At 45.6% G+C, this 22,052-nt stretch carries 16 protein-coding genes; 4 read left to right on the plus strand and 12 right to left on the minus strand.

The genetic code is table 11. From position 1 onward, the window contains the following. Nucleotides 1–22: 22 nt before the first annotated feature. The 3 genes from QT998_RS23415 to QT998_RS23425 all read right to left on the minus strand — a co-directional run bounded on the left by QT998_RS23415 (nt 23) and on the right by QT998_RS23425 (nt 7,900). Nucleotides 23–3,019: a peptidase domain-containing ABC transporter gene (locus tag QT998_RS23415; RefSeq protein ID WP_333117991.1), complete on the minus strand. Its 2,997-nt coding sequence runs from the start codon at nt 3,017–3,019 to the stop codon at nt 23–25. 136 nt (nt 3,020–3,155) lie between these two features. Further along, the gene (locus QT998_RS23420) at nt 3,156–3,905 is read right to left on the minus strand and encodes a peptidylprolyl isomerase (RefSeq protein WP_194009725.1); all 750 of its coding nucleotides are present in this window, start codon (nt 3,903–3,905) and stop codon (nt 3,156–3,158) included. A gap of 149 nt (nt 3,906–4,054) precedes the next feature. Then, nucleotides 4,055–7,900 carry a glycosyltransferase gene (locus tag QT998_RS23425; RefSeq protein WP_333117988.1) on the minus strand — a complete coding sequence of 1,282 codons (3,846 nt, stop codon included), beginning with the start codon at nt 7,898–7,900 and terminating at the stop codon, nt 4,055–4,057. A gap of 375 nt (nt 7,901–8,275) precedes the next feature. On the opposite strand from QT998_RS23425, the gene QT998_RS23430 reads away from it, so the two are divergent. Then, on the plus strand, nt 8,276–9,949 hold the full coding sequence (locus QT998_RS23430) for a methyltransferase domain-containing protein (protein WP_333117987.1): 1,674 nt from the start codon (nt 8,276–8,278) through the stop codon (nt 9,947–9,949). A gap of 73 nt (nt 9,950–10,022) precedes the next feature. Further along, nucleotides 10,023–10,892 carry a calcium-binding protein gene (locus QT998_RS23435; protein WP_333117986.1) on the plus strand — a complete coding sequence of 290 codons (870 nt, stop codon included), beginning with the start codon at nt 10,023–10,025 and terminating at the stop codon, nt 10,890–10,892. Between the two features lie 66 nt (nt 10,893–10,958). Here QT998_RS23435 and QT998_RS23440 read toward each other — a convergent pair whose 3' ends face one another. From QT998_RS23440 to QT998_RS23450, 3 genes are all read right to left on the minus strand, one after another. Continuing rightward, nucleotides 10,959–11,762, minus strand: a complete 804-nt coding sequence (locus tag QT998_RS23440) for an MOSC domain-containing protein (protein ID WP_333117984.1) — start codon at nt 11,760–11,762, stop codon at nt 10,959–10,961. Nucleotides 11,763–11,875: 113 nt separating this feature from the next. Continuing rightward, a complete protein-coding gene (locus tag QT998_RS23445) occupies nt 11,876–12,175 on the minus strand; it encodes a putative quinol monooxygenase (protein WP_333117982.1) in 300 nt (99 codons plus the stop codon). 365 nt (nt 12,176–12,540) lie between these two features. Continuing rightward, a complete protein-coding gene (locus tag QT998_RS23450) occupies nt 12,541–13,218 on the minus strand; it encodes a hypothetical protein (RefSeq protein WP_333089687.1) in 678 nt (225 codons plus the stop codon). Nucleotides 13,219–13,546: 328 nt separating this feature from the next. Between QT998_RS23450 and QT998_RS23455 the strand changes: the two genes are divergently transcribed. Beyond that, complete coding sequence (locus tag QT998_RS23455; protein ID WP_333089690.1) at nt 13,547–14,026, plus strand: hypothetical protein; 480 nt, start codon at nt 13,547–13,549, stop codon at nt 14,024–14,026. Between the two features lie 120 nt (nt 14,027–14,146). On the opposite strand, the gene QT998_RS23460 is transcribed toward QT998_RS23455, so the two are convergent. Further along, nucleotides 14,147–14,641 (minus strand): hypothetical protein, encoded by a 495-nt coding sequence (locus tag QT998_RS23460; protein WP_333089828.1) that lies wholly within the window; start codon nt 14,639–14,641, stop codon nt 14,147–14,149. Between the two features lie 533 nt (nt 14,642–15,174). Here QT998_RS23460 and aroA point away from each other — a divergent pair. After that, nucleotides 15,175–16,530 carry a 3-phosphoshikimate 1-carboxyvinyltransferase gene (gene aroA, locus QT998_RS23465; protein ID WP_333117980.1) on the plus strand — a complete coding sequence of 452 codons (1,356 nt, stop codon included), beginning with the start codon at nt 15,175–15,177 and terminating at the stop codon, nt 16,528–16,530. A 417-nt stretch (nt 16,531–16,947) separates the two neighbouring features. Here aroA and QT998_RS23470 read toward each other — a convergent pair whose 3' ends face one another. The 5 genes from QT998_RS23470 to QT998_RS23490 form a co-directional block, all read right to left on the minus strand. Beyond that, nucleotides 16,948–17,385, minus strand: coding sequence for a CAAD domain-containing protein (locus QT998_RS23470; RefSeq protein ID WP_194009737.1), 438 nt, complete (start codon nt 17,383–17,385; stop codon nt 16,948–16,950). A gap of 195 nt (nt 17,386–17,580) precedes the next feature. Continuing rightward, nucleotides 17,581–18,585, minus strand: a complete 1,005-nt coding sequence (locus QT998_RS23475; RefSeq protein ID WP_333117979.1) for a 2-hydroxyacid dehydrogenase — start codon at nt 18,583–18,585, stop codon at nt 17,581–17,583. A 288-nt stretch (nt 18,586–18,873) separates the two neighbouring features. Further along, entirely contained in the window at nt 18,874–19,608 is a 735-nt protein-coding gene (locus QT998_RS23480; protein ID WP_333089698.1) for an energy-coupling factor ABC transporter ATP-binding protein, read from the minus strand. Nucleotides 19,609–19,755: 147 nt separating this feature from the next. Continuing rightward, on the minus strand, nt 19,756–20,412 hold the full coding sequence (locus QT998_RS23485) for an energy-coupling factor transporter transmembrane component T family protein (protein WP_333089700.1): 657 nt from the start codon (nt 20,410–20,412) through the stop codon (nt 19,756–19,758). Then, complete coding sequence (locus QT998_RS23490; RefSeq protein ID WP_333089702.1) at nt 20,405–21,331, minus strand: energy-coupling factor ABC transporter permease; 927 nt, start codon at nt 21,329–21,331, stop codon at nt 20,405–20,407. The genes QT998_RS23485 and QT998_RS23490 overlap by 8 nt, the downstream gene beginning before the upstream one ends. Between the last annotated feature and the right edge of the window lie 721 nt (nt 21,332–22,052).

Here is a 22,052-nt window from a genome sequence, read left to right on the forward strand (position 1 = left end):
GTAAGTTGTCAGTTGTGAGATATCAAGTATTCGATGACTCTTGTTGTTGGAAGAGGCAATAGTAACGTCCTCTAAGAGCCATTAATTCTTTGTGAGTTCCCTGCTCGACTACAGAGCCTTGATCCATCATAATAATTATGTCGGCGTTTTGGATGGTAGTCAGGCGGTGAGTGATAAAAAACACCGTGCGGCCGGCAAAAGCTTCTGCTAAGTTATTGCAAACTTGGCGTTCGGAATGATAGTCGAGGGCGCTTGTAGCTTCGTCTAAAATCAGCAATTTCGGGTTTTGCAAAATCGTGCGGGCGATCGCCAAACGCTGTCTTTGACCCCCAGAAAGCGACGCACCCCGCTCTCCGACTATCGTATTGTAGCCAGCAGGCAAGCCCATGATAAAGTCGTGAGCCACAGCTAATTTTGCCGCCCGCACAATCTCATCCGTACTCGCATCGGGATTGCTCAGGGCAATATTTTCCTGTACCGAGCAGTTAAACAGCAAAGTATCTTGCAGCACCACCCCAAGCTGACTGCGGAGCGAATATAATTCCACCTTGGCAATGTCGTAACCATCAATAAAAATCCGGCCCGAAAGCGGGGCATAAAGACGCTGCAACAGCTTCATCGCCGTACTTTTACCGGAACCGCTTCCCCCCACAATTCCCACAAAACTGCCAGCGGGAAAATCCAAATTCACATTCGCCAATTGCAGAGCCCCGCTTTCTAGAAATCGGAACGAAACCTCCTCATACTTAACATCCCCTTGAATTGCCGGCAGCGGGATATTGCTCCTGTCTTCCTCGCTGGTTTCCGTGGGTTTATCGACAATATCCTTGAGCATATCGATCGACATCGAGACTTCTTGGAAACTCTGCCAAACGCTCACAAAACGCAGCAGCGAACCAGTCACGTTCCCCGAAATAATTCGGAAAGCAATCAACTGACCCAAAGTCATGTCATTGCTCAGTACCAAATAAGCTCCCACCCACAACTGAGCCAAGTTACCCACCTGGTTTAAAAAGCTGCTAATCGTACCTGCAGTAGTCCCCGTGATAATTGTTTTAAAACTGGCTGTAATGTATTTTGCGTAGCGGCTCGACCACTCCCAGCGAGATTTCAATTCAATATTTTGAGCTTTAACAGTTTGAATTCCGCTGACTACTTCTACTAGATAAGATTGAGAGTCAGCAAAACGCATATTTCTTTGTTTGATAAGGCGCAGCACCAGCGGATTAATCAGAATAATCATCAGCGCCAGTATCGGTACCACTGCCAAAGATACGAAGGTTAGCTTCACGCTGTAGGAAAGCATCACCGCGACGTAGACCACCGAGAATACTGCATCGAGAACAACTGTTAAAGCTGTACTCGTCATGAATTCCCGAATCTGGCCCATCATGCTGAATTTGTAAACCAAATCTCCGACGCGCCGGTTGTCAAAGTAATTCTGGGGCAGCCGGAGTAAGTGGTCGATAATTTCCGCACTCAATTTGACATCGATACGGTTGGAAGTATCTATAAATAAGAAGGTACGCAAACCATTTAGCAGTCCTTCAAACAGGGCAACACCTAACAAAAACGCCCCCAAAATATCCAGGGTGTCGATGCTGCGCTGACCTAATACTTTATCAATAATTACTTGGCTGATTAATGGGTTAGCCAAACCGAATAACTGTACAAAAAATGAGGCTAACAGCACTTCAAAAAACACTGTTTTGTGTTCCATCAGCGCCGGCACAAACCACCAGAAGCTGAACTGCTCTTTTTGCTCGACTTGGGGAGCTTGCAGCAGCAGGACTTCTCCTAGTTCTCCCCAGATTTCTTTAAACTGAGGTATCCGCTTCCGCATCAGCCCCTTTTCAGGAGTTGCCATCACCAATTCTTGCTCGGTGATGCTGTAAATAATGGCAAAGCTATCTTCCCATTTAATCATTACGGGAGCTTTGATGCGGTTGATGGCTTCGGCTGGGACTTGCGCTAATTGGGGCGTGAGGCCGATGCTTTGGGCGATCGCCCCGCAGGCTTGCAAGTTGATCGCACCAGCGGTTTTTAACTGATTTTCTAGAACTTTGCGGATGATATCCCGACGAAATTTGATGCCGAAATACTTGCTCAACATTTGGAAGCAAGCTAGGGGCGCATCTATGGTTCCTTTGGCGCGGAAAACCGGATATTTCGTATCCTTTGGTACTTCGGCTCGCGGGTCTGCAGGAGGTGGTGCGGGCTTAATCACCAGCGATTTTTCACCACTAAGCGACCTCACGCCTGGGTCTTGTATCGAAGTTTCGATTTGTGACTCTGGTTGCGGTTCTGGGGGTTCGCGGAAGCCGACCAAGCGCGCGCCAGCGTGGCCTTCTACTTTTAAGGATTTGGCTGCGGTTTCCACAGAGAAACGGCTACCGGTGGGAAAATCGCCCAAGACGCCGCTGCTGACGAGCCAAATGCGATCGGCCTCTAACTCTTGGGCGAGCTCTTGGGTTTTTTTGTTGCCCTTTGGCACGTTGACAACTGTCGCGTCTTCCCAAGCTTGCAGGGTGAGTTCCTTGAGATTGGAAGTACCGTCGGCTTGGCGCTGCAATTCCAGGCTCAACAGTTCAAATACTTCGCTCAAGGAAGAGTGAGCGCGAAAGGCTTCTCCGAATGTGGGTTGTTTTTCCACTACACTCAGGAAATCTTCAGCAGGTATGACGATCGCGATTACATCTGTAGAGGCGATCGCCGTTTCGCAGGGAATTCCCCTGAGCAAGCCAGCCCAACCTATAATTTCCTGTGACTGCACCAAGCGCAAACTGACGTGGCGCTGCGATCGCTGGTCAAACCCCAGCAGCCGAGCCTGGCCTTGATAAATAATTGCCACCTGAGCCGGCATTTTTTCCCGTTCAAACAGGGGTTGCCCGGTGCTGTAGCCTAGGAGTTGGCATTTAGCCACCAACGCTAGAAGAGCCGTCTCAGAGAGTCGGTCAAAGGGAGGTGTTTTAGCTAAGAAATCCTGAATCTGGGAGAGGGAAACAGCGGCAGAAGTCATCCGATTTTAGATTTTAGATTTTAGATTTTAGATTTTAGATTGAATCCACAGATGAATCCGGAGGCTTTTTGTCAGGATGCTACGCTTTTAAAGTTTCCACGGATAAATCCGGGGCCCCAGACAAAATTGCTTTCGGTCACGATATTGAAGACACCGAAGACAGGGGTTGTAGCGGGCCAATCTTCGATACCTGTTCGGCGACCCAGCTTTCAAAAAGTTCGTTAATCAAGCGCAGCCGCATCGATTCGTCGAGCTGGGCCGGCATGAACTGTTCTAGTCGAATAATTACCATCCATTCTGCCAGAGGACGCGGCGTCCAGAGTTGATTTGGCTTGCTGACAGACAAAAGTTTGCTGATTGCCGGGTGTGGCTGGCTCAGGGGTACAGGGCCCAACACGCCGTCGGACTTGGACTCTGGGCCTTCGGAAAAGTTGCGGGCCACTTCGGCAAAGGTTTGTTCGCCTTCGAGGATGCGAAAGTAAAGTTCGTTTGCTAGTGCTGGATTTTTGGTGCGAACCAGGGAATAGACTACGTGGTCTAGGCTGGCTTTGCGGGTTAAAAAATAATTATCAACTTTAGGTCTCCAAGTCTCTTGCTTAAATTTTTCGATCAGCAAGGGTCTGACGGCCATGTCTTGAAGTTCTGCTGCAGTCATGTTTTGGCTGCGGAGCCAAGCTTCTCGGGCTTCCGGCGCTGTCAGTTGGTGCTGTGCCAGAAAGTTTTCGACGGCTCCCTGTCGTTCTTCGTCGCTGCAACTAAAGGATGCGATCGCTTGGTCTATGATTACACCCCGCAAAAATTGGGGCATCAACTGATACCGCTTCAGGAGCGATGGCATATCCTGAGCTTGAAGCAATTTATCGCCTATTTGAAAAAGTCCTGTCATTTTTTTATCTCCAACTGACTTGCGCTTTCCCTTTTAATTTAGCTGTGGCAGGAAAAGAGCGACAACCACTAACCTCTCAATCTCCCGATGATAGCAGAGCGTTAAGAAAGCTAGCGCTATTGCTGTCTATTTCTTGACGCTTTACCGGGCTACGGGTTCCTTTCAAATAGTTTGCCTATCAGGGAGGAGTAAGCGAGGCTATCAAGAATTTTGGGGTTTGTCGCCATTGTTTGCTGGACTCGATCCCGATAGTGCCGGCGCAGTTTTGGGTTGGTTCCCAGTGCTGTACTTAGCTCTATATAAGAGTTCTCGCTGTTTACTACAAGTTCCGGAAGTTGTAGCTCTTCGAGGACTGCTGCTGATGGGCGCGATCGAATTTTTTGCCCTTTTCTTGCCACTACTGGCAACCCTACCAACAGCGCTTCTGAACCGGAGCCGGCATCGCTGTATGGATAGGCTTCTAAATATATATCAGCTAATTTCAGACATTTTATGCAATCTGCGCGATTTTTTAGCGCCCTTATCACAACTATCCGCTGTTTGTCAAGACCAAATTCCCTGAATGTCGATCGAATTTGGTTGTAAAAAGGCACCGCCGCGTAGTTTTCTCGGCCCGAACCAAAGGGATACAAAACTAAAATAGAATTCGGCACAGCAGCAATAATTTTTGCCCAAGTCGATCGCAATTCTGGGATAATTGTCCAAACCGGGGCACCGGAGATGAACACTACAGATTCATCAGTGGCTCCCCAACTGCTGCGAGTCGGTTCAACTGTGGCAGCCGCTGATGCTACCGGATAGCTGAAACAAACTCCCGAACCTTCTAAAGTAATTAATTTTTCCCGATACTGTGCTGCTGCACCTGTCGGCAATGTCAAATCTCCAGCAATCAAATAATCGATATTTCGGGCTGCAGTGCTGGCCGGATTTGATGCAGCGGTAGCCATTTGCACCCGCGCCAATCGGTGCAAACACAGCAGCGCGGTTGCTTGGGAAGTTTCGGCGATATTAGTGCAAATTAGCAGAATATCTAAATCGTGCGATCGAATTTCCTGTACTTGCTCTGGCAAATCCCCCGAAAGTTGCACCAGTTTGTCAGCGCAACTTTCGCAATATTTCCCCAATTGCTCATCCTCTACCTGGAAATGATACACGATAACTTCAAACTTGGTTTTATCCAAATATTCAAACGTTGGAATAGCAGCAAAAGTCTCTGAGTTTCCACTAATTTGATCCAGCAAAAATCCCACTCTAATTTTAGTTCGTTCAACTGCTCTTTCAGCAAAAATCCAGTCTATTTGACAACCAATATTTTTTAAATAAAATTCCAAAATATCAGCTCGTCGAATTAAGACATCTAGCAGATTAGCTTCGCTCAAATACAAAGTTTTAAAACTAACATTTTTAGCAATATAAGCAGCCAAATAACGCCAAACTTCCGCATCGGGAAAACGGGCAATATTAGCAGCGACGTACTCTATCAACCCCTGGAAATATTCCGAGTATTTTTCAACATCTCCCTTCTGCTGAAAACAAGTCGGAGATTGAAATAGAAATTTCAGAAAATCGTCAAAAACCCACTGGGGAATCGCTGCATTTTTATACTCTAGTCGCAACTGATAAGCCTCCCCGTACAGCATCGCTGCCAGGAGATATTGAATCTGCTCAGCAATTGCCCCTGCGTCAGCAAGTTGCGAGACTAACTGCTGCACAAAACTTTGTTCTGACTCCGTTAAAATTTCATGTTTCAGGTGGCTATCCATTAACAACTTATGAGCTTTTCCTGCTGCTTGCGAGTAAGCGCTTTCTAAATTTTCGACTGGAAAATTCAGCCAATATTCCGCTAATTGTTGGCGGTACTGGCGCATTTTTTCCAGAATAAACTGGTTGGATGGCAATTTTTTGTACTGTGCTACCAGCGCTGACAAGTTAGATATATTAGGCTGGGTTCTTATGGCTAACTTTTGGCGGATTGTATGTTTTATTTCGCGATTGAGGAAACTGTACTCAGGACTATTTAGCAGTTTTTTGTAAAATCTGACCACATCTTTATGATTTTCCCCAGCCGCGAAGTTTTTCCAGGTTTGTTGGTTGGGATGAATCCTGAGTGACGACAGTTTTTCGTCTACAAATCCGATGTGATAATTGCCCATGATGCGCCACCACATATCTAAGTCTACATACTGAGACAATCCTGAATCAAACAATCCTATTTCGGCAAAAACTCTGGCGGCAATTAATACGGTACTCGGTTCGCCAATTTTGTTGATGGGGTTGCTCAAGCAGTTAGCATCTGCTAGCAATTCTTTTCCGGGCTGAATAGGTTTTAAATTCGACCAACTTTTGTGCAAATCGTTAATTGATTGGGAAGCTTTACGCAAAATCGGGTGAGATTCATCGGCGGCGATGGTGATAGCGCGCGGGGAGAAAACCATACCGATTTCTCGGTTTGTTTGGGCGAGGGCTACCATTTTTTCGATACATTCTGGTGCTAGCAAGTCGTCTTGAAACAGAAATTTAATGTATTCACCTTTGGCTTGGGATATGCAGAAGTTCCAGTTTTGTGATAAGCCGTAGTTGCGGTGCAGGATGATGCGGAAGTCGGCGGATGTCTGGGATTGGAAGGATTGGGCGATCGCAATTGTGCGGTCTGTGGAACCGTCATCGGATACAATCAGTTCTATGTTGGGATATGTCTGAGCCAAAGCACTTTTGATTGTTTCCTCAATAAACGCTTCTCCGTTGTACGTCGGAATGCAAATACTCACCAAAGGCTGCCAGTTTTGCAGTTGGGCTTTTGATTGAGTTTTGGGATGTGATGATTGCAAGTCAGCCTTAATTTTTGCAGACTCTGCTTTGGCTGTTGCTGACAGAGGCAAGTTTTGAAAGTTATCAGTAATCTCGGCAATATATTCGAGACGTTTTCTAATTTTACTACCCGTAACTTGCGGGTTGAGTAAAGTCTGAATTTCCTCAGCAGCTACCGCTCCAATTTCTTGAGCTTTTTGGTAATTATTGAAAACTTTCCGCATTAAATCAGCCGCGTGTTCGACATCCGGTTGGGCCCAAACATTGCCTTTTTTGTAAGGCCCGCAATCTTGCTCAATCGGGATTAATTTATACTTGACTAAAAAGCTGTTACCGACATTCATAAATTCTGTATTTGATGAATAGTCGGTGGCAATTACAGGTTTGCCATAAAACATTGCTTCAGCCATTGTTAAGCCGAATCCTTCGCAGCGGTGCAGCGATACGTAGCAGTCGCAATTGTAGAGCAAACCGTTAATTTGATCTTTGGACAAATACCCGTCTAGATGTTTGATGTTTGAATTGTTGGCTATGGCCGAGTTTAAGGCGGTTTTAGCTTCGGGAAATTGATGTGAATTGGAAGATTTGATAATTAACAATAGGCGGTCATCTTCGCCGAAAGCTTGTTTGAAAGCCTGAATTGTAGCTAAAGGATTTTTGCGTTCGATGCGGCTGCAAAAGTCGAAGATAAACAGGAAAATAAATTTATCTTTAGGCAAACCTAGCTCTTTTCTGCTGACTGAAGGTGCGGGCAGAGCAATGCTGGGCATGATTTTGATGACGGGAATTGGTGAAACTTGGGCAATTGTTTCGGCACAATAATTGCTGTAAGTCCAAATTTCGTGAAAGTGATTAAATGCTGGTTGCCATTGGGGGGGGAATGCGGGTATTTCCCATGCCCAAAATCCGATGTTATATTTGTTTTGAAAATAACTTGAACCTCTATGTTTGATAAAGGTTGCCACTTCGTCGGCGTTGACTTGAATTAAGTTGACTGGGTGCGGATTGTCAGAGCTAAAATTTTGATAGGTGTTGTCTTGTTGGCGGTGGGGACTGCGGGAAAAATTGTTTATTTTAAAGGGGATTTTGGCTGCTTCTGTTGCTCGGATGTTTGCTCGGACACCTTCTCCGACTCCAAATTCGCCGTTGATGTAACCGGCGATGTTGATTCCTAAATTTTGATTCATAGTTTTAAATGTATTGAGCTAAGTGTGGTGTTATTTTTTTTGATTAAAAAGCTGAATTAATTGATATTCTCAATGGCGGTTGAGGAGGGTAGGAGTTGAGAATAAATTATCGTGTTCTCAATGTTTGCTAAGATGTAGCAATCTTTGCTGGATGGGGAACAGGATTTAATTGAACCGCAGAGGGCGCAGAGTACGCTGAGGAAGAGAAGGGAGGGAAGAGCAAGAGAATGAGTTGGTCTCTGAAAATTTTGTTCTTGACAAATGTGCCGATCGCTATTGTATACTGGCATCGCTATGCTAACTTTCGGCTGGTTTTCTGTCGCATGGGTTGCTCTGTTTGATTTTACAATAAACTAATTAGGAATTTTAGACAAAGTGATCGATCGCGTCAACCACGACCTTTTGAAACTGCTACCGCCGGATGCTAAAGTCGTAGTCGAAATTGGCTGCGGTACGGGTTCGAGTGGTGAAGAATACAGGCAGATAAATCCCCACTGTCAGTATATTGGCATTGAGCGCGATCGAGAAAAAGCCGCGATTGCGGTCGATCGGCTAAACTGGGTGACGGTAGCCGATATTGAAGAACTTGCCGTAGAAAGTCTCGAAATCGCCCCCGGAAGCGTCGATTGCTTGATTTTTGGCGACTTGCTACCCTATCTCAAAAATCCCTGGGATGTCCTCAAGCAGTACAGTGCTTTGCTCAACCAAGACGGGCAAATTTTCGCCGCCATCCCCAACGCTCAATACTGGCGGCGCATTGTCAATCTGTTGCGGGGAAATTGGGAAAATCCCGACAGCAAGATGCAGCACTGGTTTACCCTAGAAAGTATTAAATCACTATTTGCTGATGCCGGATTGCAGGTTTACGAACTGCAAGGAAAGGGACACAAAACCGAAACTTTTGTCCGCTTCCAGCAATTGCTGCATCCAATGGTGAAGGCTTTAGAGCTGACAGCGACGGATTTTGCTACGGAAACCGGTGCTGAATATTATATCGCGCGATCGACCAAATCGGTCATATCACCCCGCAGACTGCTGATCCAAACTATCATTATGGCTCCTACAGGGTGCGATCGCGTGCGAGTTTTGGAACCTGACCAATTTAGCGCCACAATTCCCGGAGTCCGCACCGTCTCCAGCGTGAAAACAGTAGAATCAATTAATCCGCTAGCTGGAGAAGAAAAAATCTTCATCTGGCAGCGGACAATTATGCAATATCCCGCCTATATTCCCAAGCTCAAAGAACTGCTGCAACAAGACTACTTAATAGTAGCTGAAATTGACGACAATCCAATCCGCCGCCGCGAATATGCAGACAACAATTACCTCAGCTATCGCGGCTGTCACTGCGTTCAAACAACGACAGAACCGCTAGCCAAAATTTTGCGGCACTACAATCCCAATGTTGCCGTATTTCCCAATCAATTAGCTTTTCTGCCCCCAGCGCGAATTTACCCAACAGAAAATACAGTCACTCTATTTTTTGGTGCGCTCAACCGCGAACAAGATTGGCAGCCGATTATAGCAGCGCTCAATCGAGTTTTGATCGCACACAAACATGGGATTCGAGTTAAAGTCATCCACGACCGCCTATTTTTTGAAGCGCTGGAAATACAGCAAAAGGAATTTGAACCGTTTTGCAGTTACGAACGGTATCAAGACATTATGTACAGTTGCGATATAGCTTTGTTGCCGCTAGTTGCCAACCCAGTTAACGAAATGAAATCCGATTTAAAGTTCATTGAATGTGCGGCACGGGGAGTTGCGGTTTTGGCAAGTCCCACAGTCTACGAAAATTCAATTATCGAAGGTAAGACTGGGTTAATTTACAAACATGAAAAAGAGTTTGAAATCAAGCTAAATTCGCTAATTAATGATAATATTCTGCGACAACAAATAGCCGCGAATGCTTACGAATGGGTTCGCGACAACCGCTTGCTGTGCGGGCACTACCGGCAGCGGCGAGACTGGTACTTGCAAATGCGGGACGAGTTGCCGCGTTTGAATGCTGAGTTGCGAGGAAGATTGCCGGAGTTGTTTAGCGACTAAGTGCGGTAAGATTTATAGTTATTGTGCGATCGTTCTGTTTTATTGTTTAATTTTTAATTGTTACTCCACACCAATGCGAATTCTCTTCACTATTGCTCACTTTTACAATCCCAGCGGCGACGGGAAACACGCTTCCCAGCGAAACGACCCGCAACCGAGACTGAATGCTTTAACTGCTTGCGTGACATCGCTACAAGCTTTGTACGGTCAATCTCAGTCGATGATTGACATTCGGGAATGTGCAACTATTCCAGCCAATCAAGCTCAAAAACACGAAATTGATATTGTTGTTTGCACTACTCAAGGCTATCATTTGTTGGCTCAACTGCCGGTACAGCCTAGGTCTTTTATGCACCACGCTACAAAATGCGAACCGCTACTTTTGGGGTTTGAGTGTCAAGCAGTTTTGCGAGCGTGTCTTGACAAATACGATTATTTCTGTTACTTAGAAGATGATTTGATTCTGCACGATTCTTGGCTTTTTAGCAAATTAAATTGGTTTACACATCACGGCGGAAATGGAAATTTGCTCCAGCCTAATCGCTATGAAATATCGCCTCAAGGGGCTGTTTTTAAAGCATATATTGATGGGGATTTAGCGGTAGGAGTTACTGCTAAGTTTCAAAATGTGGAGGAACAGCCGCAGTTAATGGGAAAAATTATGGAACAGCCAATTTCTTTTGAACGGGCTTTAAATCCTCATTCTGGTTGCTATTTTTTGAATGCGGAACAGATGGCTTACTGGGCTAAGCAGTCTCATTTTTTGGATAGGGATACTAGCTTTATTGGCCCGCTGGAAAGTGCGGCGACTTTGGGAATTATGCGGACTTTTAGGATTTATAAGTCAACTCCTACTTATGCTAATTTTTTGGAAATTCAACATTTTGGGGCGAGTTTTCTCAAGTTGATCGGTAATAAGGTGAGGATTTCTGAGGAAGGATAATATGAGGTTTGTAGTGAGGATTTTAGTCCGCATCCAAGAATGACTAAAGTCCTCATTACGAACGAATTATAAATTTAAACTATCGCCGATTTTAACTGTGCCGCTGTTGATGATTTTGGCTAAAACTCCGGTTTGTGCGTGACCGAATTCTTGTTTGAGTAAACTCAGTAGGGGAATATCCCGATCGCCCGTTTCTGGATTTACTTCTATGTTGACACAGCGACCGATTCGTGCTGTAACTTCTATGCGCGCCGTGCCTAATTGAAATTGTTTTCCGATTAACTCAAATTCCGACCACGCTTCCATGCCTTCTAGCACAATGTTCGGGCGAAATCGGCGCACGTCTATCTGTTGGTTTGCCTTTTCGGTTAATTTGTCTAGGGTGGCTTGGGCGAGGAGAGAAATGTGTACCGGTTCTCGATCGGGATAACGAGTTAAGCCGCTGCTGTCGCCCACTAAGCGCAAAGGTGCAAACTGCGGGTGTCTCGCTTCTTTTGTTGGCTGCATTTCCGCCAGATATTCGCTAAAAAAGCTGCTGATGCGATCGCGCTCCGCTGCTGTGTTCGTCGCTGCTGACAATAGTGAAACTCCTTGACCTTTGACTGTTAAAACGGTCGTTTCCGGTTCATAATGGCATTCTAAAGCTGCTAAATGTGGCCAATCGTTTTGAACTGCAAAAGATTTTTTGCTCTTCCAAGGCGCGTTTTCGGCGGGCATTTGTGCCAATTCAGGATTGTCGGCAAACATTAGAGCAAAAGCGCGATCGCCCTTAATTCCATGTCCTGCTGTTAAAGCAAACCCCGACATTTCTTGTGGTGTCAGCCCTTTAATGGGGTAAATGAATAACTGTTTTATTGTTGCTACTGTCATATTTTTTTAGCGGCGCTTCCATTTCAACTGAATTCTTGTCCCCCCATTACTAAGGGGTGCTAGGGGGTACAAGCTAATTCAAAAACATTAATAAAATTGCTATAAAAAGCCGATTAAGCTAGTAATTCATAGCGGCGAATATCGGGAGGTACAACCGCCAAACCTTCTAATTTCTGCACGGCGGTTTGAAGGTGATCTGAAGCGAGATGTTGTTCTAGCAAAGCTGCACTTTCCCACTCTTCAACAAAGGTGAAATCTGTAGGATCGGCTTGATTTTGCAATAATTCGTATTTGATGCAGCCTTGTTCTTGGCGAGTTGGCTCGATAATGCTCAGCAGCAGAGATTTAAGTTCTGCTACTTTGTCGGGAAAGGCTGTGAGACGGGCGACTACTCGCAAGGTTGGTTTGGACATAGGGTAAAAAAACAAGCTGTTATGGCGATCGAATTTACCGATGTCGATCGGGCAAACTCAACAAAACACGATTTTACTAAAAATAACTCAAAGAGGTCGATCGGTCAACAGCCAGCATAATCTTTCCAGGACGCGCTCAAGTCTCAGAAACCCGGTTGATTCCAAAATTCTTCGTTACCAACCGCAAAACCTCGTATAAACCGGCTTTCTTGGTATATTCTTCCTTCTTCCTGATGACGTTGGACGGAAAGTTCGGGGGGGGGACAGCACTAACAACTACCCTTCGACTTCGCTCTTCGGACAAGATGACTAATGACTAATGACTAATGACTAATGACTAATGACTTCTTCCCTCTTCCTTCTTCTCAATCTTTGGGATAGAATCGTTTGTTTGCTGTAGAATATTCCCAGGCGAGATTCTCCGGGTCTTTTTCGCGGCTCCACTCAGCAAACTCCGGTTTAACTTTCCATTTGCCGATCGTAGTGGCGTGAACTTTGAACCGACGGGAAAGTTCCGTCTGGGTAAAAGAGATTTTCGGCTTTTGAGGAGTCTTGGTTTGAGCTATCGGAAATAAATTAGGTTTTTTTTCTTGTGCTTGTTCCCCATTTGTGGGATGCTCTTTAACAGCTATTGCCGCGTTAGGTGTGGCGCTTTGATTGACATTTGGAGCTATTTGAAAATAATACAAAATTCCTCCTTGTTCCGTCACTTCAAAATCGGCGGCAAACTCATAGGCCCGTTTGTCAAGATATTCTTGAACCTTTGATCCTGGGAGTTTCGCATTCATCGCCAAATCCAAAGCCGTAACTCGCCCTTGATTTTCCTTGATCAACTTGTAGAAAATCGAGTCTAAATGAGCGAGTTTATGTTTTTGCTGCTGCTGGTAAAACTTGTAAGCCCAAGCAATTCCGGCTGTGGTGGCGATCGCCCAAAACATCGTTCCCGACTCGAAACTGGCAACCGCCGTCAAGCAAATAGGCAAAAGTAGGGTAAGATATCCCCAAATGCTGCCCTTCTGTAGGTTATTGCTGTTTTTGACCATAGTTCCTGAACAGGTATGTACTTTCGCTAACGCCGTGTTTGTCTGAAAGCCGTCTGGTTTTTCGACACTAGATATATCGCTGTCTAAATCCGCTAATCGCTATCTGCATAAAAACGGATAAAACCCCCACACTCCTAAGTGAACAATCCTAATTTTAGACCCAATTTCCAACTTTTTTGATTAATCTAGCTGAGTCAATTTTTCTATCTCAAACTTCTACGACGACTTAGCCTATGGCGAAGTCGAAGAAAATCGAAGTATCCAAAATCGAAACTCTCGACTATACTATAAAATCCCAGAATCTACTTTTTTTTATAACCGAGGATTCATGTACTTTTTTCGCAAACAGATTGCCATCCTGTGCCTAGTTGTTGCTTGCTGTACCCTGACTGTTAGTTGCGGCGAGAACCGAACTGTCCAGTGTACTAAGTTTACAGAACTTGTCACCAAAGGCAAGACTCTCATCGATCTTAAGAAAGGCAGCTACGATGCTGTAACTAGCAAGAACTTAGCTAAAGATTTGAACCAGACAGCGAAACAACTTGAGGCTTTGGAAGTCACAGATCCCACCCTCAAAGAGATTCAAGGCCCATCGGTTAAATCCTTCCGGGAAATGGGTCAAGCACTAGGCGACATAGCCAAAGCTCTTGAGACTGCAAATCAGGCTTCTACCAGTATAAAAGGTCGAGAGCAAATCAAAACAGCTAGCGCAAATATTCTCCGATACGGACAGCAGGCGAATCAAGCAGCGGAAAATCTAGACGCTTTGACTGAGAAACTGATTAAATATTGTAAGAGCGATCGGTAAAGGCTAAGAGTTTTGAGTTTTGAGTGCGTGAGTTTTGAGTTTGAGCAAAGCCTCGCCTTCATCTAGTATCTACTAATTGCCAATTACCCATTCCCAATCACCCATTTCCAATTACCAAATTTAATTATGAATTTCTAGATTCAAAATATAGCGACCGAGTTGTACTTTTTCCGACCACAACTCATATTCTAACCGCAAGTGTCCCGGTTCCGGCTTTCCTGTCAGCGTCAAGTTGCGAGTGAAGTTGCGGAGGCGCAACTGTTCGGGAGTCGCCAGCGATTCGCCCTGAAGCCAGTAACGGCTAAGCCCGTACATTCCCCGTTCCCAGCAGTGGCGGTAACTGTATTTGCCGTTTCCTTGCATGGTCATAATGACCCGATAGGGCGAAACTTCTAGCCACAGCAACCGGGGTTTTGTGCTTGTTGGTAAGATAGCAACTTCCTCGCCAGGTTCGTTGGAAAATTGGCGATCGACTATTGCCGGTTCGTGTAGCAACAAGTGAAAGCGATCGCTGTCTTTTTGATAAAGCGTACCAGCGGTTTCAACGAATGACCACAAAGGTAAATCTGTGGATACCAGCGATAAACTTACAGGCTTGCGGTGATGCGTCAGCATAAATAAAAGTGTAGGAGTTATTGTGGATCGGGTGGTTTGAGATACTTCGGCTTGCTTCGGCTCCCTTCGACTTGAGGGGTTAAGACGCTGGCTCACAAGTTGCGAGCGTACAAGTTTGAAATTTTATACTTTAGAGTTTAGATTGGTTGGATTCCAAATTCCGGAGATTTTGCTTAAAACAATCAAAAATCTACAACTAGCAATCGAAAATCTAAAATTGTTCAGTCAAAATTCAATCATCTGTTCAATAACTGAGTGCAACAAGTGAAATATGAGCAAATATACGGATGGTTTGTGTAAAATCAAGATAAAATCTGTACAGTTGCATCTGCTGTCCCCCGTGACTGATACCAGTTTCACAAAATAATGAAATTGGGTAGCCCCTGTTCCAAAGCCCTATGCGGTATATCATTCCCCATTCTAAAATCTAAAACTTGTTTCGCGAAGTCGAAGAATCTAAAATCTAAAATGGTATGACTTAGGACTGAGAAAAGGGTAGGATAGCTAACGCTGTCCCATCCTAGTTTATCTCAATGCAAGCTGATATTATAACTACTTCGCTTCTAGGCGAAAGTCAAACTTTAAGCATTCAAAAACCTGCCTCGGGCTTGTCGCTGCGAGGTCGGATTCGAGTTCCGGGCGATAAGTCGATTTCTCACAGAGCTTTGATGTTGGGCGCGATCGCCAGCGGTGAAACGACTATTGAGGGACTGCTGCTAGGAGAAGACCCCCGCAGCACTGCTAAATGTTTCTCGCTGTTGGGAGCCTCGGTTTCGGAACTTAACGCAAAACGGGTGAGCGTCCGTGGTGTCGGAATTGGCGAGTTAAAGGAGCCTCTCGAAGTCTTGGACGCGGGTAATTCCGGCACGACGATGCGGTTGATGTTGGGAATTTTAGCGTCTCACCCAGGGCGTTTTTTTGCGGTAACTGGTGACAGTTCTTTGCGATCGCGCCCCATGTCGCGCGTCATTAAACCGCTGCAACAAATGGGAGCGCAAATTTGGGGTAGAAAAAGCAGTTCTTTAGCTCCCTTAGCGATACTCGGACAGCAGTTAAAAGGGATTCACTACCATTCGCCGATCGCCTCAGCTCAAGTTAAATCCTGCATTTTGCTGGCCGGTTTGATGGCTGAGGGAGAAACTACAGTCACAGAACCCGCTCTGTCGCGGGATCACAGCGAGCGGATGCTGCGGGCCTTCGGAGCAAAATTGAGCGTCGATCCAGAAACTTGCAGCGTTACAGTCACTGGGCCCGCGCAACTACAAGGGCAGAATGTGATTGTACCGGGAGATATTAGTTCGGCGGCATTTTGGCTGGTGGCTGGGGCGATCGTCCCAGGTTCCGAGCTCGTAGTCGAAAATGTCGGAGTCAACCCAACTCGCACGGGTATTTTGGAAGCTTTGGAGATGATGGGCGCTGACATTGAACTGCAAAATCAGCGAGAGGCGGCTGGCGAACCTGTAGCGGATATTTTGGTTCGCTATTCCAGTAAGTTACGGGGATGCACCATTGCTGGCGACTTAATTCCCCGATTGATTGACGAAATCCCCATTTTGGCAGTTGCGGCAGCTTTTGCGTCCGGTACTACAATAATTCGAGATGCGGCAGAGTTGCGAGTCAAAGAGAGCGATCGGCTGGCCGTGACTGCTGTGGAACTCAACCGCATGGGAGCCCAAATTACTGAGTTACCCGACGGCTTAGAAATTACCGGCGGAACTCCTTTAACTGGCGCGGATGTTGACAGCTACACCGACCACAGAATAGCGATGAGTTTGGCGATCGCAGCCCTGAATGCCAAAGGTGTTACCAACATTCAGCGGGCCGAAGCTGCTGCCATTTCCTACCCCGATTTTACCGCCACTTTGCAACAAGTTTGCCATCCAAATTAAGATTAGGAATTGGGCGAGCGCGAAGCGGAGGGATTGGGAATTGGGCGAGCGCGAAGCGGAGGGATTGGTTATTTGTTATTTGTTATTTGTTATTTGTTATCGGTTACTTGTTATCGGTTATTGGTCTAGCCTCAAAAATAACCATTAACTGCTAACCAATAACCAATAACTAATCACCCATAACTGATGACCAATAACCAATAACCAATCACCCATAACTGATGACCAATAACCACTGATACCAAATTCGGGTAACGTACTCCTGGATGATTCGGCGGTTGAAACTGCTTCTACACAAACGATGTCGGCCTGCGCCGACTGGTTGATAAAGGGTAGGTATCCCAAACCCGAATTTGGTATTACTAATGACTAATCACTAATCACTAATGACTAATCACTAATCACTAATGACTTCCTCTAAGAATCTTTGCCTACAACTTGTTCTTTAAAAGAATCAACTTCCGTTAATAACTCTTGACGAGTAGAAGCCTTGAGGAGATAGCGGTAAACAAACCAACCCGTATATCCCATGCCAATTAACTCAAAAACTGGAGCTACCAAAGGGACATCATTAAGAGCCGCTAAAACTCCCAGCATTACCTTAAGACTAACACCGCCTGCCAGGATTAAACCCACTGTGATCAGAGGCTTTTGGTATTCAGTAAAAAAATTGGAGAGATAAACTGGAAGTTCCGACAAAATTGTGAGAACTTGGTCTTTAATATCTTGGAACTGGCTTGTCGGTGTTTCTGTAGTTGTCACTGTAGTGATGACCCCGGGTTGGTCAGCCACCAGGTCTACTGTGACGACTTCAGTCATCGTTTGTGTGTCGTCAGAAAAGTTAGCTTGTGTCATTTGATACTTCCTCCGGTGTCAAGTAAAATTGCAGGCTTTGAGTTGCTGCCAGTATAATTATCCGGCATTTAGCACAGCATTCTGGCAGCCGGGACTAATTGATGAGATTAAGCCAGACTTTCACAAATTGCAAGCAAAACAAACATATCAATTGATTTTAAACAATTGCCGTCGTTGCAAAATCGCTCTTTTGACTCATTTTTTTAATTCACTGAGGTCGATTTGATTGGGAGAAGTACGCCCTTGTTCAAAATCGGTGATATTGCCGATCGTGGTTTCGGCGATATTTTGCAAAGCCTCCTGAGTGAAAAAAGCTTGATGTCCGGTAATTAGGACGTTGGGGAAAGTCAGCAAGCGCTGAAATACGTCGTCTTGAATCACCCGATCGGACAAATCCTCAAAAAACAAATCCGTCTCTTGTTCGTATACATCTAGGCCGAGGTAGCCAATTTTACCAGATTTCAGCCCTTTGGTGACAGCTTTAGTGTCAATCAACTGACCGCGGCTGGTGTTGATCAGCATTATCCCCGGCTTCATTTGCTCGATCGCCCCTGCATCGATCAAATGGTAAGTTTCCGGGATCAGCGGACAGTGGAGGCTGACAACATCCGAGTTGGCGAACAGTTGGGTCAGCGCCACATATTCCATCCCCAGGGCCACACAATCCGGGTTGTGAACAACATCGTATCCCAGGAGGCGACAGCCGAATCCGTGCAGAATTTTGGCAGTAAGCGCGCCAATTTTGCCAGTACCGACAATTCCCACCGTTTTACCGTGGAGGTCAAAACCCAACAAGCCGTCTAGGGCGAAATTGCCTTCGCGGACGCGGTTGTAGGCGCGGTGGATTTTGCGGTTGAGGGACAAAATCATGGCGACTGCGTGTTCGGCGACGGCGTAGGGAGAATAAGCGGGAACTCGCAGCAGAGTTAAGTCTAAATCGCGGGCTGCTGCTAAATCGACGTGATTGAATCCGGCCGATCGCAGCGCCAGCAAGCGCACACCATTTTGGGCGATCGCCCGGAGCGTTGGAGCGTCCAAACAGTCGTTAACGAAGGCGCAGACGGCCGGAAATCCCGCAGTTAACACGCTCGTTTCCAGATTCAGGCGCGGTTCAAAAAACACCAACTCGTGTTTGCCGCTGTTGGCTGCTTCCAAAAAAGTGCGATCGTAAGATTTCGTGCTGAATACAGCTACCTTCATGATTTTTGCCTGCAAATTCAGTAATAGTTAGCAATTCTTTCCAGATTAACTCTCTTTCCTAACCAAAACTCCCTAGCCCAAAAAAACAATTTCCCTGAGAAATTTGTAGTTTCCCAACGAAAGCCTCTATCAAACAACCTAATTTTTGGCATTAAAAATGAAAATTTAATCACTTAAGCAATTGCTCGTTACCAGGAAGAGCCTGGTAATGCAAAGCCGGAGACTATGCCTCCTTCGATCTCGCAATTGACAGTCTGAGGTTGTAGCACCCTACAAACTAATGGCCGATTACCAATCTGGCGGCAAATTATAACTTTCAAGAGTTGATTTGTCTTTTAGCAAATCTTCAGTTTTTCTGTCAATTTTAATCTCACCATCCGCCAAAATTAACGCCCTTTGAGTCGTTTTTCCGATCCAATTCAAATCATGGGACGCGATTAAAATTACCTCGATCGGCAATTGCGACAAAACTTTAGCCAAACGTCTGCGCCACGAGGGGTCTAGTCCGTTAGTCGGCTCGTCTAAGATTAAAATTGCAGGCTTTAATGCTAAAATTGCTGCCAAGGCTGCTAACCTTCTTTGACCGCCGGAAAGTTCGTGGGCGGAACGGTTGGAAAATTCGACTAAACCGAATTCGTCTAATAAATCTAAAGCTCGATCGCGCGCTTCCCCAGGCGACACTCCATAATTGCGGGGCCCGAACATCACATCCTCTAAAATAGTCGGCATAAATAGCTGGTCGTTAGCATCTTGGAAACAAAATCCTATTTGCTTCCGCGCTTGCGATAAAGTTGCCTGTTCGAGCTTGGTTCCCTGCACTCTAATTTCGCCGGATTGAGGCATTTTTAAGCCGATTAAATTTTCGAGTAAGGTGCTTTTTCCAGCCCCTGTTAAACCCATTAAGCCTACTCTTTCCCCTGGTTGCAAACTAAAGGAAATTCCCCGCAATACTGGCTTTTGTTGGGGATAGCTGAATACTAGGTCTTGCACTTCAATGGTTGGCGGTGATTTGAGATTAGTCAATTTTTATTTGCCTCGATTTTAGGATTAAGAGTTTTTAACCGCAGAGGGCGCAGAGAACGCAGAGAGGGGAGAAGGGGAGAGTAAAAAAAACATTTAAATCAACAACAACTAATGACTAATGACTAATGACTAATAACTAATGACTCATTACCAATTACCGTAAGAAGCTATTGTTAATCCCGCTGCGGTTAAAATCGCGAGTGTCAGCCACAGTCGCTGTTTTGGTGTTGATTTTGAGTCGGTGGGCAAACTTCCTTGATACCCGCGAATTAGCATGGCTGCGTGTACTCTTTCTGCGCGATCGAGACTTCGCAAATAAAGCGCTCCGATCATGGAAGCACTGGCGTAGCGCAACCATCCTGCCGTACCGGATAAGCCTCGGAGTTGCGCGGATCTTTTCATGCGGTTGACTTCGGACAGCAAGATTTCTAAGTATTGTCCTGCTAACAGAACTATCTCTTGCAAACCTGCTGGTAGGGGCAATCCTTTGAGGGCGATTCCGAAACTGTGGGGCGGCAAAGTTAGCAGAAAACTGTTCATAATTAGCAGGCAAATTAGGGAACGCAGCAACAGAAAACTGGCACGTTCCCAACCTTGTGGCAATACTAACAATGACAGAAAAATTAATTCTGCTCCTAACAGTTGTAATAGGGTTCGCAGCGGTGATCTCAGCCACAACGACCAAAAAAGTGCGATCGCCCCATAAATCCCCAGCCACAGCCAAGCGCCAGTCTTCATAAAACCAATGCCGACTACAATTATCAGAGATAACCGCAATCGAAAAGGTATCGAGAGTTTAAGCATCTTTCGGTTTGACTAATTGAGCAATACCAAAGGCTGCACCGAAGCAGATGGCAGATCCCACAACTCCAGCAATGCTAGTACCGATAGGCTGTTCTTCTAATCCTTTAACTGTGTAATCTGCTAAAGGAGTAGGATTTTCGATCGCCACAGCTTCTTTATCTTTAAAGCCATATTTTTCGGCTACAGCCTCTAACCCATCGGGCCAACTTGAAGCGAAAAGCGAAAGCAAGCCCGAAATTAATAAAACCCCTACTACTGGCGCTACCCATTTCTGCAATTGTGGCTGTTCTCCCGGTAATAAATCCGGCCGAACTTTGATGAGATAAGTTAAAACTCCGCCTGTAATTATCCCTTCGCCAATGCCAATTAAAATATGTACGCCTACCATTGCGGGTAATGCGATATTCAGCGGTACTGTACCAGAAATTGCTAGTTCGATCGCCACACAAATAGAAGCAGCAACGACGCTGAGGGCGGCGGCAATACCCGCGGCTAGGGGCAAACGATTCCGGGAACCTCCCAAGAGTTGCTGCAACGGCTGCAACAGCCACCAGCCAACCCAAATGCCCACTAGCCCCATGTTAAAAATATTCGCACCCAGGGCGGTGATGCCCCCGTCGGCAAACAAGACGCTTTGAATGATAAAAACCGTGCTCATCGCCAAAGTTGCCGCCCAAGGACTCCCCAAAACCACGGATGCCAGCGCCCCTCCCAACAAGTGCCCGCTGGTGCCACCGGCTACGGGAAAGTTGATCATCTGGGCTGCAAACACGAAAGCTGTAGTTAATCCCATGATTGGGGCTTGCCGCGATCCCAGACTGGTGCGGGTTCGACTTAGGGCAACTGCAATTACTGCTGCACTTGCTACGCCGGTGACAATGGCTACGGGCGGTGAAAGAAAACCATCAGGTATGTGCATCGATGTATCCCAAACAAGAGAACTCCCAACCCTTTAGTCAACTATTTTTTACAAAACTTTACTATGCCCTATGGGGGGATTGGTGCGGGGCTGTGATGCTCTTCTTTAGGGGGCAATTCGTGGCGGGCGATGGCTTCTGTTACAAGGATGCAGGCAACAAACCGCCATAATTTTCACTCCTGGGCGATCGGAGATTAAGTAATTCTTAACAATTAATCGAATTTTAGACCTACAGCCCGCACCTGCCAGCTTTTTGATAAAAATTATTAATATTTCTTGCCCGATTTAACATCCGTTTTTGGGTTTGTCAAGCAAAAGATTAAAAAAATATAAAGAATTAACTGAAAATTCTCAATTGGTTTTATTTTAGATTTTTGAGAATTAATTGCATTAACTTTTTGACCGAAGCCGCAGTAAAATTGCCCGAAAGCTAGTCAAATTGCAATTAGTGCGTGTTGGAAAAATGAAAAAGCCCGAATTATTGCCACTTAATATAGTATAGTCAGTAATATTTTGGCTGCAGTCGATCGCGCAAACGTGCGATTCCCTACGGGATAGCTACGCTTCACGGCTCAGTCCCCACTGCGGGCATTCTCAAGATATTCAAAAAACTAATGCAATTATTGTCAAGTAATTTTCCCAACAGGCGTTGCTTAATCAGGGTATGAAAAAAATAAGTTGAAAATTCAGAAGTTTTGTGGATTCTGGTTTCTATGACTTG

The sequence above is a fragment of the Microcoleus sp. S1D4 genome (genome assembly GCF_036700765.1).
GTDB lineage: Bacteria > Cyanobacteriota > Cyanobacteriia > Cyanobacteriales > Microcoleaceae > Microcoleus.